14 protein-coding genes are annotated in these 14,532 nt (G+C 66.3%); 6 read left to right on the forward strand and 8 right to left on the reverse strand.

Translation table 11 applies throughout. The annotated features are described in order from the left end of the window. Positions 1-23: 23 nt before the first annotated feature. Together FWJ47_RS00345 and FWJ47_RS00350 are read right to left on the reverse strand one after the other, a co-directional pair. Complete coding sequence (locus FWJ47_RS00345) at positions 24-920, reverse strand: ribokinase (RefSeq protein WP_147102798.1); 897 nt, start codon at positions 918-920, stop codon at positions 24-26. Further along, the gene (locus FWJ47_RS00350) at positions 917-1,954 is read right to left on the reverse strand and encodes a LacI family DNA-binding transcriptional regulator (protein ID WP_170228413.1); all 1,038 of its coding nucleotides are present in this window, start codon (positions 1,952-1,954) and stop codon (positions 917-919) included. The genes FWJ47_RS00345 and FWJ47_RS00350 overlap by 4 nt, the downstream gene beginning before the upstream one ends. A 258-nt stretch (positions 1,955-2,212) precedes the next feature. Here FWJ47_RS00350 and FWJ47_RS00355 point away from each other — a divergent pair, with 258 nt between their 5' ends. Genes FWJ47_RS00355 through FWJ47_RS00380 form a run of 6 tightly spaced genes read left to right on the forward strand, consistent with a single transcriptional unit; the run spans position 2,213 to position 8,711 of the window. Continuing rightward, a complete protein-coding gene (locus FWJ47_RS00355) occupies positions 2,213-3,322 on the forward strand; it encodes an ABC transporter substrate-binding protein (RefSeq protein ID WP_147102802.1) in 1,110 nt (369 codons plus the stop codon). Continuing rightward, entirely contained in the window at positions 3,315-4,106 is a 792-nt protein-coding gene (locus FWJ47_RS00360) for an ABC transporter ATP-binding protein (protein ID WP_246126097.1), read from the forward strand. Before FWJ47_RS00355 ends, FWJ47_RS00360 begins: the two co-directional genes overlap by 8 nt. Then, positions 4,103-5,662: an ABC transporter permease gene (locus tag FWJ47_RS00365; RefSeq protein ID WP_147102806.1), complete on the forward strand. Its 1,560-nt coding sequence runs from the start codon at positions 4,103-4,105 to the stop codon at positions 5,660-5,662. The genes FWJ47_RS00360 and FWJ47_RS00365 overlap by 4 nt, the downstream gene beginning before the upstream one ends. A 28-nt stretch (positions 5,663-5,690) precedes the next feature. Beyond that, positions 5,691-7,088, forward strand: a complete 1,398-nt coding sequence (locus FWJ47_RS00370; RefSeq protein ID WP_147102808.1) for an amidohydrolase family protein — start codon at positions 5,691-5,693, stop codon at positions 7,086-7,088. Positions 7,089-7,133: 45 nt separating this feature from the next. Then, positions 7,134-8,096, forward strand: coding sequence for a nucleoside hydrolase (locus tag FWJ47_RS00375; RefSeq protein ID WP_147102810.1), 963 nt, complete (start codon positions 7,134-7,136; stop codon positions 8,094-8,096). Positions 8,097-8,132: 36 nt separating this feature from the next. After that, positions 8,133-8,711, forward strand: a complete 579-nt coding sequence (locus FWJ47_RS00380; RefSeq protein ID WP_147102812.1) for a nucleoside 2-deoxyribosyltransferase — start codon at positions 8,133-8,135, stop codon at positions 8,709-8,711. 10 nt (positions 8,712-8,721) lie between these two features. On the opposite strand, the gene FWJ47_RS00385 is transcribed toward FWJ47_RS00380, so the two are convergent. From FWJ47_RS00385 to FWJ47_RS00410, 6 genes are all read right to left on the reverse strand, one after another. Then, positions 8,722-9,558, reverse strand: a complete 837-nt coding sequence (locus tag FWJ47_RS00385; protein WP_147108660.1) for an SGNH/GDSL hydrolase family protein — start codon at positions 9,556-9,558, stop codon at positions 8,722-8,724. 207 nt (positions 9,559-9,765) lie between these two features. Next, the gene (locus FWJ47_RS00390) at positions 9,766-10,425 is read right to left on the reverse strand and encodes an alpha/beta hydrolase (protein WP_147102814.1); all 660 of its coding nucleotides are present in this window, start codon (positions 10,423-10,425) and stop codon (positions 9,766-9,768) included. Positions 10,426-10,461: 36 nt separating this feature from the next. Continuing rightward, positions 10,462-11,283 carry a bifunctional allantoicase/(S)-ureidoglycine aminohydrolase gene (locus FWJ47_RS00395; protein ID WP_147102816.1) on the reverse strand — a complete coding sequence of 274 codons (822 nt, stop codon included), beginning with the start codon at positions 11,281-11,283 and terminating at the stop codon, positions 10,462-10,464. Then, on the reverse strand, positions 11,280-12,602 hold the full coding sequence (locus FWJ47_RS00400) for a DUF6986 family protein (RefSeq protein ID WP_246126098.1): 1,323 nt from the start codon (positions 12,600-12,602) through the stop codon (positions 11,280-11,282). The genes FWJ47_RS00395 and FWJ47_RS00400 overlap by 4 nt, the downstream gene beginning before the upstream one ends. A 263-nt stretch (positions 12,603-12,865) precedes the next feature. Then, positions 12,866-13,591 (reverse strand): aspartate/glutamate racemase family protein, encoded by a 726-nt coding sequence (locus FWJ47_RS00405; RefSeq protein WP_147102818.1) that lies wholly within the window; start codon positions 13,589-13,591, stop codon positions 12,866-12,868. A 4-nt stretch (positions 13,592-13,595) separates the two neighbouring features. Further along, positions 13,596-14,489: an ABC transporter substrate-binding protein gene (locus FWJ47_RS00410; RefSeq protein WP_147102821.1), complete on the reverse strand. Its 894-nt coding sequence runs from the start codon at positions 14,487-14,489 to the stop codon at positions 13,596-13,598. Between the last annotated feature and the right edge of the window lie 43 nt (positions 14,490-14,532).

The raw sequence follows: 14,532 nt of genomic DNA on the forward strand, positions 1-14,532 counted from the left end.
TGCGGCATGAAGCCTGAGGAGGGCTACGCCTTACGGGCCAGCTGAAAAGCCAGAGGGTAGCTGGCCGCCGCACCCTCGTGCTCGGCGACATAGGCTGCCCAGCGAGCGGCTTCCTGCACGCTCTGCTGAGCAGAGTGCCCCGCGCACAGCCTGCTTAGCAGGACGCCGGCGAAGGCGTCGCCGCAGCCGGTGGTGTCGCGCACCGCGACTGCTTCAGCGGAGGCGTGAAGCTGAGGTGTCCCTGCGGCGTCCAGCGTGGCCCCACGGGCACCACGGGTGATCACCGCGGTCGGCACTCCCAAGGTCTCGGCGAGGCCAGCGTCCTCGCCCCACTCAGATCTCGCCAGCTGCGCGGCCTCGCCCTCGTTGGCGAGGATTAGATCCACATGCTCGAGCGGCGGCACCGCCCCGCCGAGCGGCGAGGCGTTCAGCGCGACCCGGCACCCGGCCTGCTGCGCCAGCTCGGCGACTCGGCCGACTGTCTCAAGCGGGATCTCCAGGTTCATCAGCACCCAGCCATAGGGCGCGAAGTCCTCAGCGGAGAAGCGATCAGGTCTGATCAGCGCATTGGCGCCGGCCTCCACGACGATGAAGTTCTCCCCGTCACCTCGCACGCAGACATAGGCCGACCCGGTGGACGCCTGCGGGGTACGAACAATCCCCTCGGCGTTCACCCCATAGGAGGTCAGAAGAGCCAGCGCGTCCTCACCGCCGGAATCCTCGCCGACACAGCCGAACATCCCCACCCGCGCTCCGGCCATGGACGCGGCGAGCGCCTGGTTAGCGCCCTTGCCGCCGGTGGCCCGAACGGCCCCGCCCGCCAACAGCGTCTGGCCGGGAAGCGGGAAATCGGCGACGGAGAGGACCACGTCCTGATTGATCGATCCGACGACGGCCAGTGCAGAGCGGGTGAAAGTCATGGGGATGCCTCTCCGGTGTGACGAGCAGTGGATTCACGGCGGCGCAGGGCGGCCGTGGGCGCCTGCACCACTCGCGGCGGCCCTCCAGGGCTGTCGAGGCACCCCAGCAGAAGCTCCCCGGCAATCTCAGCCAGCTGAGGAAGCTGCAGATCGAGAGCAGTCAAGGGCGGCTGGGACGTCACCGCACGCGGGCCGTCGAAGTTGGTGCAGACCATGACGTCCAGGGGAATGCGGAGACCCGCCTCTCGCACGGCTTGCGCGGCTCCCATCGCAAAAGCATCGATGGGGGCGTAGACCGCATCCGGCGGCGAATCCGACCGGAGCGCCTGGTACGTGGCCGCGTATCCTCCAGAGGCCCCTTCTGCCACGGGGATATGCACGACCTGCCCGCCGATGTTCTCCGCCTGCAGCTGCTCCTGGAGGAAGCGCTCCGTGGCACGCGCCACGCTATAGCGCTCCGCGGTCTGCAGAATGAGGATGCGGCGCGCCCCCTGCTCCAGAAGATGTCTCAGGGAGAGGTCTGCGCCGCCATAGCCACGGTCCACCACTCCATGGGCCGCGACTCCGTCCGCGCGACCAATGGTGACCAGCTGGGCCCCGTGGTCCTCCAATTCTCGGCAGAGCTGATCGTCGTTCATGGGATCGATGACGATCGCCCCATCGACGTCGAGGTTCGCCAGATCCTCCGAGGGGTCTGTCACCGGCGGCAGCAGCAGCGTGGAGTACCCGCGCTCGAGCAGCACCTTCGAGAGCGGAAGCGCGATCGCCAGCAGAAAGTTCAGATGGGACTCCCGCCCCACCACCGCGTCCGGCAGGGCAGTCATCAGCGCCACCGACTCGGAGGCTCCTCCCCGCAGACGCCGACCGCGCAGACTCGGCCGGTACTTCAGCTCGGCGGCAACGTGCTGAATCTTCTCCCGGGTGGCACTGGCCATACGGCCTTTGCCGTTGAGGGCAAGAGAGACGGTGCCGCGAGAGACCCCGGCGGCCGCAGCGACATCAGCGATGGTGGCCCGCTTTCGTGTGGCTGACACGGTCCCCGGTCCCCTCTCTTCGGTGCGCACGAACATGGCTACGGTAATCCTCGCCGCCGGCTTTACGCTGATGTAACACCGGGGTGGCGGCGATGAAACATCTGTTCCATACCTTAGGCGAAGCGCAAGTGAGCAATCGATTTACCAATCCATCATGCACAATCCTGCGCGATCTTGAGGTGCAGGAAATGAAAAATCGATTAATCACTCGCTGTCCTCCACCGTGAAGAAGACGTCGCTCACCCTTGAAGGAGCACCATGAACACCACCTCCGCCCCCCACCGAGCACAGAAGGCCGCTGTGCAGACAGCCCTTTTGACGCCTGCCGCCGGTCAGGCCCTGCGTCGCACAGTCGCCGGCGCCGTCTCCGTCGCTTCTCTTGCGCTCCTCGCCGCCTGCGGCAGCGGGGACTCGGCAGCAGGCGGGGAGGCCTCAGGCGCGGACGAGGGCTGTGACGAGCTGACTGACGTAGCCGTGCAGTTCGGCTGGCACCCCAATGTTGAGAACATGGCCACGATCGTCGCCGAGCAGAACGGCTACTTCGAGGATGAGTGCCTCAGCGTGGAGATTCTTCCGGGCGGCCCGGAAGTCACCGCCGATGCCCAGATCGTCTCCGGCAACGCGGATATGGGCATCCTCTCCTCCGAGGCCCTGGCCAACGCCGTCATCAACGAGGCCCCGCTCGTGGGTATCGGCATGACTTACCAGAATTCGCCCTCTGTCATCGTCTCACTGGCCGAAGCGGGCATCGAAGAGCCTTCCGATCTGGAGGGACTGACCTTCGGCGTCTCCCAGCTTGATATGCGCGTCTACGAGCCCTTCTTCGCCTCCGTCGGAGTCGACTGGGACGCCATCGACAGGGTGGATATCGGTGCTGACCCGGCCGCCCTGGTCTCCGGCGAAGTCGACGCCATGAGCGCTGTCAGCGCCAACCAGCCCGTCGTGCTCCGCAATCAGGGGCACGACGTGGACGAAATCTCCCTGGCCGATTACGACTACAACCGGTGGTCGGGCGGGTTGGTAGTTCGTGAGGACTCGCTGGAAGACCCCGAGCGCCGCGAAACGATCATGGGCATGGCCCGCGCTGTTGAACGCGGACTGGAGACCGCAGTCGAGGACCCGCAGGCAGCCGGGGAGATCGTCTTTGAGGCCTACGCCTCAGACCTCGGTCTCGAAGAGGAGACCCAGCTGGAAGGCGCCGAGGCATGGGCCAGCCTGACTACCGCGGAGGAACGGGACGGTGGACTTCTGCTCATCGACGAGGACGGCGTGCAGTCCCAGCAGGACTTCTTCGACAACACCGACGTGAACGTCGACGCCAGCGCGATCTTCGATCTTGAAGCCAGCCAGGAGGCCTTCGGTGACTGATTCAGCCACCACCGGTCTCACGGCAGAGAACGTGGAGCGGACCTTCGAATCGCGGGGCGGCTCCGTGCAGGCGTTGGAGAACGTCAGCTTTGCGGCGGATCCCGGATCCTTCACTGCGCTGATCGGACCCTCGGGGTGCGGGAAGTCGACTCTGCTGCGGATGTTCGCAGGGCTCGACGACCCCACCTCCGGCCGAATCTCCGTGCTCGGACAGGATCCTCACCGGGTCCAGCAGAACCACCAGATCGGCGTCGCGTTCCAGGACGCGGCACTGCTGCCCTGGCGTACGGTGGAGACCAACATCGCCCTGCCGCTGCAGGTTGCCGGACAGAAGATCGATAAGAAGGCGATCAACGAGCTGATCGCGCTGACCGGGCTCACAGGCTTCGAGAAGGCGCGGCCCTCCCAACTCTCGGGCGGCATGCGCCAGCGAGTCGCCATCGCCCGATCCCTGGTGCTGGAACCCGATGTGCTGCTCCTGGATGAGCCCTTCGGAGCCTTGGACGATATGACCCGCCAGCACATGAACATCGAGCTGCAGCGAATCTGGACCGAGCGCCCCACCACCACGCTGCTGGTCACCCACAACTTGGAGGAGGCCGTCTTCCTCAGCGATCAGGTCATCGTCATGGCTGCTCGCCCCGGACGGATCACCCGGGAGATCACTGTGGAGCTGGAGCGTCCTCGCGAGCCCGAGATCCAGCACAGCGAAGAGTTCCACCGACACCAGACGGAACTGTCCCGGGAACTCTTCGCGAGCAGGAAAGCGAGCACGAATCCATGAGAGCACCGTGGACAGCGGCGACAATCAGCGTGATCATCGCCTGGCTCATCGCGGCCGCAGCGCTGCAGCACACCGGACTGGTCCCGTACCCCTGGCAGCTGGCTGAGCAGATCATCAGCGACGCTCAGCTCCTCTGGCGGCACTCCGTGCCGACGCTGACGACCGCGCTGTGGGGACTCATTGTGGGCGTCGGCGTGGTCATCCCCTTGGCGGCACTGGGCCTGCTGGTCCGACCGGCCGAAGCCGTGGTCCTGCGCATCGGAGTCTTCGTCAACGTGGTGCCTACAGTCGCCATCGCCCCCATCCTGGTGGTGGCGCTGGACAACGAGACCGGACGCATTGTGATCACCGCTCTGCAGGTCTACTTCCCGGCTCTGGTCGGCATTCTCTTCGGCCTGCGTCAGGCCGATGATCGGGCGTTGGACCTCATCAGAGCCTCCGGCGGAGGCAGCTGGGCCACCCTGCGCTACGCGCGATTCGCCGCCGCTGTGCCCAGCTTCGTCTCCGCCCTGCAGATCGCTGTGCCCGCGGCGATCCTCGGTGCCCTCATCTCAGAGTTCTTCGGTGCCCATGAAGGCCTCGGCTCACTCCTCGTCAACGCCCAGCAGAGCCTGCTCATCGACCGTACCTGGGCGATCGCCCTGGTCGTCGGGCTCATTGCCGCTGCGGGCTACGGCCTGGTGTCAGTCGGGGCGAAGCTGCTGGTCCCTTGGGCCGCCAGCGAAGCCTCCGTGGGCGTCTCTGTGGCAGGCGCAGATGCCAAGAAGCAGTCCAGACTGTCCTCCGCCACGGCCTCAGCGGTGACAATCGGCCTCCTTCTCGGAGGCTGGCAGTCGCTGCGCACCGTGTTCAACTTTGACCCGTTCTTCACCAAGGGGCCGGTGGACGTCTTCACCTACATCACCCTGGGGCACCCCATCCAAGGAACCAGTGCTGGAGCGTTCTGGGAAGACTTCGGCGAGGCTCTGGGGCAGACCGCGCTCGACGCCGGCGTCGGCTTCGTCGTCGGGTCCGTGGTCGCCGTGGCCTCCGCGGTCCTTCTCGACGCGTTCCCCACGCTGGCCCGCGTGCTGATGCCTATGGCCGTGGTGCTGCGTTCCGTGCCGCTGGCCGCGCTGACCCCTCTGATCGTGCTGCTCTTCGGGCGAGGCATGCTCGGAGTCACTATTGTGGTGACCCTGGTGACATTCTTCCCGACGCTGGTCACCGTCATGCAGGGGCTGCGGTCCACGCCGGAAGGCGCCACCGACGTAGTCCGCGCCTCGGGCGGCACCATGGGACAATCCGTCCGCTACGTGCGGCTGATGTATGCAGTGCCCTCCATGCTGGCCGCCGCCCGCGTGGCGATTCCGGGCGCCATCGCCGGCGCTACCCTGGCCGAATGGCTGGCCACCGGCCAGGGTCTCGGCTACATGCTCACCCTGGCCTCGACCCAGGCCGACTACTACCTGCTCTGGACCGGCGGAGTGCTGCTCGCTGTCTTCGCGCTCATGGTCCATGGACTGCTGAGCATCACCGATCGCGCGATCACCCGCCGCCTGGGCGCCTCCGCCTAATACGACCTCCAAGGAGAGATCACCCCCAATGACCGCTGAAGCACCGGGGAGCAAGACCCCGCGCAGCATCGACACCCTCATCCAGAACGCCCATGTGGTGACCTTGGACGACCAGGCAAGCATCGTCGCTGACGGCGCCATCGCCATCCACCAGGGCCGCATCCTCGAGGTGGGGCCCAGCAGCGAGCTGACGATGTCCTACGCCCCTGCCCGTCGCATCTTCGCCGCCGGGCAGATTGCACTCCCCGGCCTGACCGACGCACATATCCACACCGCACAGACCCTCATGCGCGGGCTGCTGTCCACCCTTGGTCGCGCCAAGGCCCTGCGGGTGCCGACCTGGCGCGAGTACTTGGTGCCCTTCGAAGCCTCCCTGACCCCGGAGGACATCGAGCTCTCCGGACAGTTGGCCTACAGCTCCATGCTCGCCACCGGCACCACCTCGTTCTTCGAAGCCGGCGGACCCCACCCCGAGTCCATGGCCAGAGCCGCAACGGAGACCGGCATCCGTGGTGCCGTCTCCCTCAGCACCATGGACGGCGGATCCCGCATCCCCGCGTCCATGCGGATGAGCACCGAGGAGGCCCTCCAGCGCAACATCGATCTGGTCGACGCCTGGCCTCACGACCCTGCCGGGGAGAATCGCGTCAGCGCCTGCATGTCTCTGCGGCAGATCATCACCTGCACCCCCGACCTGGTCACCGGCATCCACCAGGCCGCCCAGGAGCGGGGGGTCAAAGTCCACACCCACCTGGTGGAGGGCACCTACGAGATCGACTACGCGTTGGAGAACTTCGGACAACGTCCCGTGGAGTACCTGCTGGATCTCGGGGTCTTTGACCACACCCTCCACGGAGCTCACTCAGTTCTGGCCAGCATCGAGGACGTGGAGCACTACGCCGCCCATGGAGTCTCCGCAGCACACTGCTCCAAGGGCAACTACGCCATCGGCGCAGCCCCTGCCTTGAAGATGTGGCGCAAGGGGGTCGCCATCGGTCTGGGAACTGATGGCGTGGCCAATGCCGGGACCCTCGACATGTTCCGCATCGCGATGCTCACCCGTGTGGGCCAGCAGTACATTGAGGGAACGCCCGTGCATAACCGCAACATCGTGGGGCTGGAGGAGCCTCTTCAGATGGCGGTGACCGGTGGAGCCAGGGCTATGGCGACCGACGGATACACCGGCGCGCTGGAGACGGGAAAACGTGCTGACATCGTCCTGATCGGCACCGACGGCCCGGACGCCGCCGGCTACTCCTCTCCTGAAGCATTCCTCTTCGAATGCGCCTCCGGCCGTGACGTGAAGACAGTTCTGGTCGACGGGCAGATCGTCGTCGACGACGGTGAGGTCACCACCGTGGACACCGAAGCGATCCGTGCCGAGGCGGCGGTGCGGCAGCGGGAACTTGTCGCCGCCATTGCCTGAGCAGCAAAGACTGCTCAGGCACCAAACCCCCTGAAGGAGATTTCCATGAGCGACGATCGGCTCCACATCCTCGACTGCGACACAGGCGTCGACGACGCCATGGCCATCGGCCTCCTGCTCGCCGAAGCGCCTCAGACCTTCGTCGGTGCGACTGCCGTCTTCGGCAACGTCGACGTCCGGCGGGCCGCCCTGAACACCCGGAGTCTCCTCGAGCTGGCCGGCCGTGCTGACATTCCCGTCCACCTGGGTGCGGCATCCTCCCTCGACGGCGCCTTCTGGGGATCGGGCCACAGGGTCCACGGCGAGAACGGGGTCGGCGGAGTGCAGCTGCCCAACCCCACAGGCACCGCGGGAGACGGTGAGCCGGCGCCGTCGTACCTGGTGCGCACGGTCCGGGAGAACCCCGGCAGAGTCGTCATCATCGCGGTGGGCCCCCTGACAAACCTTGCCATCGCGCTGAGCATGGACCCGGGGATCGCCGAACTGGTGGCTGAGATCGTCATCATGGGAGGCGCCGTACGCCACCCCGGAAACGCCACCCCTGCAGCTGAGGCGAATGTCTGGCACGACCCAGAGGCCGCCGATCGGGTGCTGCGGTCCGGGGCCCGCGTGCGATTGGTGCCCATGGACGCCACCATGCAGCAGCGGATGACCGGAGATGAGCAGACTGAACTGGCCGGATCGAGCAGCCGGTTCGCGCAGGCTGTGGCACAGGCCTCAGAGCACTACCTGGACTTCTACACGAATGTGTTCCCTGGCCGCCAGTGCGCCCTGCACGACCCACTGGTGGCTGCGCTCGCCCTGGATTCGGCATTGGTGACCAGCGAGGTGACGACCAGCATCGAAGTGCAGCTGGCTCCGGGACCGGCGCGCGGGCAGACCGTGGCCGACCTCCGGGGGCTCTACAAGGGGCCCGTCCACCGCGAGGGGCATACCACCTCCGTAGTGCTGGAGACCGAGGCAGGCTTCAGCCGGCGCCTCGTGGAGGCCCTCACATGCCTTCCCTGACCCCATGCCCGCCCCTGATTCTCTGGTGGTGACCTCATGACTCTCAGCGTGTACTTAGCAGGACCCGAAGTGTTCCTTCCCGACGGCGCCTTCGTACTCGAGGCCAAGCGACAGGTCCTGCGCGACCACGGCTTGGCCCCGGTATCTCCGCCTGCTGATCTGGACCCGCTGCTGGAGGGTTCGCCCAGATCTCGCGGGATGGAGATCAGCCGGCGCAACGAGGAGCTCGTTGCGGCCGCAGACATCTGCTTGGCAAATCTGACGCCGTTCCGCGGTGCCAGTGCCGATGCGGGCACGGTCTATGAACTCGGGTATGCCGCTGGGCTGAACAAGCACGTGGCTGCCTATAGCAACGACCCCAGGGAATATCGCGCCCGCGTAGCTGACCAACTTCCGGATCAGGAGGATCTGTCATTCCGGGAGGGAAAACTCTGGGGGTCAGACGGTGTGATGGTGGAAGACCATGGAATGAGCGACAACCTCATGCTCGAGGGCGGAGTCGCACTGCGCAGCGGAGTCATGATGATCGCCGAGATGCAGCCCAATGATCCTGCACGCGACCTGGAGACTTATGTCCGCGCGGTACGACAGCTGGCAGACCAGCTGGTGATCTAGGAACCCTGCCCTACGCGGCACCGGAGCCCGGGGGCATGGACCCGCCGAACAGCGGCTCAATGTTGGGGCGCTTGGCGGTGATGTTGTCACCGGAGGACTGGCCGCGCAGCCGGCGGACCACCCACGGGAACAGGTGCTGGCGCGCCCACACGGCGTCGTCGACCCTTGCCTCCCGCCATGTGCGCTCCACCACCGGGCGGGCCTCCACCGGACTGAGGTCATGCGGGACGCTGAGCGTGTTCAGGACCATTCGGGCGATGATGTGATGCCCCAGCGCTGAGAAGTGCAGCCGGTCCTCATCCCACATCTCCTTGGCGGTCAGCTCCCGCAGGCTCCACATATCGGCGACGACGGCATTATGCCGAGCCGCCACAGTGCGGATGTTCTCGTTGTAGATCGCAACCCTGCCCCGGATGGAGCCGACCACAGGGGTCTCACGGACGTCCGGGCCGGTGAAGAGGACCATGGTCGCACCGGTGGTCGCGAGGATCTGGACCATCGTGTCGAGGATCCGCGCGGTCTCGTCCGGGTCGGATCCGGGACGGATGACGTCGTTGCCGCCGGCGCACAGTGTGATGAAGTCGGGCTTGAGCTCCAGGGCAGGGGCGATCTGTTCGTCGCGGATCTGCTCGATGAGCTTTCCGCGCACCGCCAGGTTCGCGTAGGAGAAGTGCCGGGTGCCGTGGGCGAGCTCCTCTGCCACCCGGTCGGCCCAGCCGCGGTGGTAGCCGGGTCGGGACTCGTCCGGGTCCCCGATCCCCTCGGTGAAGGAGTCCCCCAGCGCGACGAAGCGCTGCCACGGGTGCTTGGCGTGCTCGCCTGAGGGACCGTCCTCCGAGACCAGCAGCTCAGCGCCCACCGCCGCCTGGCTCTGCGGCGGCTCGGAGCGTCCCTGCTGGTCCGCCGGGGCGGGGTTGGCTTCGGTGATGCTCTCGTTCTGGCCTTTCCGGTCTGCTTCTGATGCGCTCACTCTTCTTTTCTATCCCGACTGCTCAGTAACGTCTATACGCCCATGGGCTGAGTTTTCGCTGCCAAGGGGCAGGGGGCCGAGAGCTCAGCGGGCTTCCAGCACCGTGTGGGTGAGGAACTCGCCCACGTGCCCGATCTCCTGAGGCACGATGCCGTGGCCGGCGCCCGCGTAGAGGACCTTGGTGAGCTTCACAGTACTGGTGGCCCACCGGTGGGTGTAGTCGATGTGGTCGGAGTGGATGATGGGGTCCTCCTGGTCCCGGCCCCAGAAGAACGGGACCTCCTTCGCCTTGAGCTCCTCATCCTTGAAGTACCCCTCGGGCAGCCCCTCGCCGCGCTCCGGGTCCACAGCGAACCCTGAGAGTCCGACGACGGCGGCGAACTCCTCCGGGCGGGTGCGCAGCAGCGACGTCGCCATCGCCATCCCCATGGAGAATCCGAGCAGGGTCACCGAGGAGTGCTGCCCCTTCACGGCGTCGACCCACTGCCAGAGGTCCTCGACGGCGTCGTGGGCGGCCATGGACGAGTAGGCGAGGCGCTGAACGTCCAGGTCGAACCAGGTGTAGGCGCCGCCGCCCATGTGCACAGGCGCCTGCACGGCGGCGTAGGTGAACTCCTGCGGCAGGTGCGGGATGAGGCCTGCGAGGTCCTGCCCGTTGGCACCGTACCCGTGCAGCAGCACCACCAGCGGGGTGCCTTCTCGCGCGGACTCGTCCCGGGACCAGATGACCTCGTAGTTCTGCATGCTCACTACCCTAAGACGAGCCGGGCGCTCAGCGGGTCAGAGCATCACCTGGCGGTTCACGTCCTTGTAGAGGAGGTAGCGGAAGGGCTCATCGCCGCCGGCGTAGCAGGCCTGGGGGCAGAAGGCGCGCAGGGACATGTAGTCCCCGGCCTCCACCTCCACCCAGTCTTGGTTGAGCCGGTACACGCCCTTGCCCTGAAGAACGTAGAGACCATGCTCCATCTCGTGGGTCTCCATGAAGGGGATGCACGCCCCGGGCTGGAAGGTCACCACGTTGACGTGCATGTCGAAGGCCATATCCGCCGGGTCGAGGAGACGGCTGGTGGCCCAGCGGCCATCCGTGGCGGGCATCGGGCTCGGCTCCACGTCCTGCTCATTGCCGACGACGACGCGCGGCGTCAGTCCCGGCGCGGGCTGGTAGCGCTTGCGGAACCAGTGGAGCCGGGCCGGCTCGACGCCCTCGTTCCGCAGCGACCAGCTGGTGCCGGGCGGGATGAACGCGTAGCCGCCGGGGGTGAGCAGGTGCCTCTCGCCGGCGATGGTGAGTGCGGCCTCGCCCTCCATGAGGAAGAGGAACCCCTCCACCTCGGGCTGCGGCTCGGGAGCGTCGGAGCCTCCTCCGGATGAGACTTCGAGGATGGTCTGGGAGAAGGTGACTGCTCCCCCGGCGACGGGACGGCTGAGCACCCAGCTGCGGGTCCCTTCCCATTCGGGGAGCAGCGTGGTGACGATGTCCCGCAGCACGCCCTTGGGGATCACCGTGTAGGCCTCGGTGACTACGGCACGGCTGGTCATCAGCTCCTCCTGGCCGGGCAGGCCGCCGTGCGGAGCGTAATAGGTGGAGGGCGTGCGGGTCATCGGGTTCCTTCCTCATCGGCGGGCTGCTCGGCGGCGTCCTGAAGCAGCCCGGTGCGGGCCAGGGCGGCGAGCGCTGCGGCGCTCAGCCCGGTGGCCTCAGTGACATCTTGGTGGGTGAGCGCGCCGCAGGTCAGGCCGCGCTGCAGGTAGCCCGCGAGCGCCTTGGCTGTGGCTGGCTCATCCAAGACCGCTCCTTCCGCCCCTTGGGCGTAGGTGCGGAGGCGGTCGGCGGAGGCGCTGAGGCCTCGCTGGTAGAAGTGGAAGGTGGCGGCGTAGCGGGTGAGCAGCTGGTGGGCGTGGAGATCCCAGCCTTGGTAGATGCCGCCTTCCAGGTGACGGGTGACGAGCCGGGCGTGGAGCCGCCAGGCCTGGAGCATCTCAGGGGCGCTTCCGAGAGGGAGGATGTTGGTGGAGCCTTCGGAGACCTGCACGCCGGTCTGGGCGGCGGCGGCCTGCATGTGGGCTTTGGCGAAGTCGGCGACGGGGTGGTCCATGGATTGGAAGCCGGCGGCGACTCCTAGGGAGGCGGAGTAGTCGTAGGTGCCGTAGTGAAGTGCGCTCATCCGGCCTTCGGCGGCGTGGATGGCTTCGGCGACTGCGCTGCGGCCGTCGGGGCCGAGGATGATCTGCGGGGTCTCCACCTGCACTTCGAAGCGCAGACGGCCTTCGGGGAGGCTGTGGGCCTCCTCGAGGGAGCGGAGGACGTCGACCATCACCTTCACCTGGTCCACGGTGGTGACTTTGGGCAGGGTGAGGCGGAGTCCTTCGGGGAGTTGGCCGGCCGTGTCGAGGAGGGCGGCGAGGAAGAGGTCGAGGGTGCGCAGCCCACGTCGGCGGACAGGAGCTTCCATGCTTTTGAAGCGGATGCCGACGAAGGGCGGGCCTGTGCCGTCGGCGAGCTCCTGGCTCAGGCCCTGGGCGGCTGAGACGGCCCAGTGGTCCTCGTCTGCGTCATCGCGTATGCCGAAGCCGTCCTCGAAGTCGATCCGGAGATCCTCCACCGGCTCCCCCGTGAGCTTGTCTCGCACGGATGAGGCGAGAGCGGCGACGTCGGACCTGTCCTCTTCGAGCCCGGGGAGGGTCTCCTTCAGGAGGGTTTGGAGGCCGCCCTGCTCCTCGGCGGCCCGCACGGCCTGCCGCCCCCACTGGGCTGTGAGCCCGGGGGCCCAGCGATCAGCGGGGATGTAGACGGTGTGCACCGGCTGGCGCTCCCCGGTCTCGCCCGGGTAGCTGCCAGCCAGCAGGGCATCGGTGAGGCCCAGCCGTCGGTCAGCTTTGCCGAGGACCTCCTCCCCCAGTACGAAATGCTGCTCCTCCAAAGGGCTCCTCTCAGATCCTGCTTGTGGTTCCAGACGATCAGGCCTGCCGGGGCTGAAATTTACGTTTCCATATACATCCAGTAGACGAAACGATTGTTACGTCCTGATTGCGTCGGAGAAACGTTCTGAAGACAGAAAGCCGCCATTCCCGCAACGAGCCAGTCTCCAGACTCCTCGCAGCGGAATAGGAGTCGACCGCCGCCGGTGCGCACCTCGATTCACACCCTTTGGAAGGGGGGCCGTGATCTCACTCATAGCCCAGGCTATCGGGAACCCATCTGCCAGCCGACCCACTGCTTCTCCAGGCGGGGCGGGCGGAACGCTCCCGCGGCCGAGGTGCGCAGTCCTGAACGCACCAGCAGCTCAGCGACCCGGCAGGCCGCCTCCACACCGTCGATCACCGGAATGCCCAGCCGCTCCTCCAAGGCATCATCCAGGCCGGTGAAGCCGGCGCAGCCGAGCACGATGGCTTCAGCCCCGGATGATTGCAGCCCCCTTGCCTCACGCTCCAAAGTGGAGGCAACCTGCGCGGCATCGTCGTGAATGGCCGAGACCTCGATTCCGCTCGCAGCCACCCCGACGCAGTGTTCGGCGAGACCAGCGTTGCGCAGACTCTCCCAGATCGCGGGCACGGTGGTGTCCAAAGTCGTGACGATTCCGTACCGGTGCGAGACGAGCTTGGCCAGGATCGGGCCGGCCTCGGTAATGTCCACCACAGGGACCTCCCAGCGCTGGCGGGCACCCTCCCGGCCATGCTCCCCGAAACCAGCGAGCACCACGGCGTCGAACTCCTCCTGGGCCTGCTCCAGTGCAGCGAGCATCCCCGCAGCGGATATGAAGCTCTCGTAGTACCCCTCGGCCGACTCCGGGCCGAAGGGCGGCGTCAGCGCGAGGATCTCCACACCGGGGGAGACAGCCGCGGCGGCTATGCTCTCCAGGTTGGTGGTAATGGCAGCGTTGACGTTGCAGTTGACGACGGCTATGCGCACCGCGTCAGCCTTCTAGCGCAAAGTCAGCGATGAGGTCTCCGCTGGGCATCGGCTCTTCCAACAGTCCGCCCAGCACGATGCCCCTCTGCCACCTCTGATATGAGGATTCTTGAAACCTCGTCGATGTCCACATGCCAGCTTTCTGCATCGCTTCGGCCTGGTGGAGGAGCTCCTGCTCCGAAAAGGCGGGGTACCACCGAGCAACCTGCGGAACGTACTCCTCAGCCGGATGCCCGTTCATAAAGCCCATTGCTCGCTCGAGCGCCTGATTGAACCTTTTCAGCGTGGACTCTTTCGCACGCAGCGTCTCGGGAGTCGTGTAGTAGACGCTCCACGGAATATCGCCGCCGTCATTCAGAAAGTCACCCACTATATGGTTTCCCAGCGCTTCCAGACGCCGAGCCTGAACAGCCTCGACCATAAGGATCTCACCCCCTCCCCCCGCATACAGCTCGTTCATCATGGCGCTGGTCAGATCGTGAGCAACGCGGGACTGCCCCAGCTCAGCTCCCTGTTCCTTCAAATACATCTCGAGGAACATGTTCAGACTGGCGCCGCCCCTGCCAGGAACGAGCACACTTCTGTCGGCAAGGCTGTGCGCCCAATCCTCACCAAGCGGCTGACGTGCGACCACAGAGAAGCTGGCACGGTGGCACAGCTGTCCGGCAACGACGAATTCCTTCCCGCGGCCGCGAAACATGGCAGGAACCCAAATTCCGCCGAGGGCAAGGTCACATTCGCCGCTCTCGATGTCAGGAAGCACCTCTTCCCAGTCATGGGGAACGATCGTTTCAACTTCTAAATCAGCGTCAGCGAAGAACCCGAGCTCGCGAGCAACGAATTCAGGCATATAGCCAGGCGCTCTGCCCGTAGCCGTCACGCGGATGGTGTCGGTCATTCAGATTCCTTTCAAAAGTTTCGATGCACCGCAATGAGGCCGT

This window comes from Nesterenkonia populi, from assembly GCF_007994735.1.
Classification (GTDB): domain Bacteria; phylum Actinomycetota; class Actinomycetes; order Actinomycetales; family Micrococcaceae; genus Nesterenkonia; species Nesterenkonia populi.

Excerpts from the sequence above, each read along its gene's own strand:
- FWJ47_RS00345 (WP_147102798.1), bottom strand. The coding sequence starts at position 920 with ATGACTTTCACCCGCTCTGCACTGGCCGTCGTCGGATCGATCAATCAG.
- FWJ47_RS00390 (WP_147102814.1), bottom strand. The coding sequence starts at position 10,425 with ATGCAGAACTACGAGGTCATCTGGTCCCGGGACGAGTCCGCGCGAGAA.
- FWJ47_RS00370 (WP_147102808.1), top strand. The coding sequence starts at position 5,691 with ATGACCGCTGAAGCACCGGGGAGCAAGACCCCGCGCAGCATCGACACC.
- FWJ47_RS00395 (WP_147102816.1), bottom strand. The coding sequence starts at position 11,283 with ATGACCCGCACGCCCTCCACCTATTACGCTCCGCACGGCGGCCTGCCC.
- FWJ47_RS00375 (WP_147102810.1), top strand. The coding sequence starts at position 7,134 with ATGAGCGACGATCGGCTCCACATCCTCGACTGCGACACAGGCGTCGAC.
- FWJ47_RS00410 (WP_147102821.1), bottom strand. The coding sequence starts at position 14,489 with ATGACCGACACCATCCGCGTGACGGCTACGGGCAGAGCGCCTGGCTAT.
- FWJ47_RS00380 (WP_147102812.1), top strand. The coding sequence starts at position 8,133 with ATGACTCTCAGCGTGTACTTAGCAGGACCCGAAGTGTTCCTTCCCGAC.
- FWJ47_RS00365 (WP_147102806.1), top strand. The coding sequence starts at position 4,103 with ATGAGAGCACCGTGGACAGCGGCGACAATCAGCGTGATCATCGCCTGG.
- FWJ47_RS00355 (WP_147102802.1), top strand. The coding sequence starts at position 2,213 with ATGAACACCACCTCCGCCCCCCACCGAGCACAGAAGGCCGCTGTGCAG.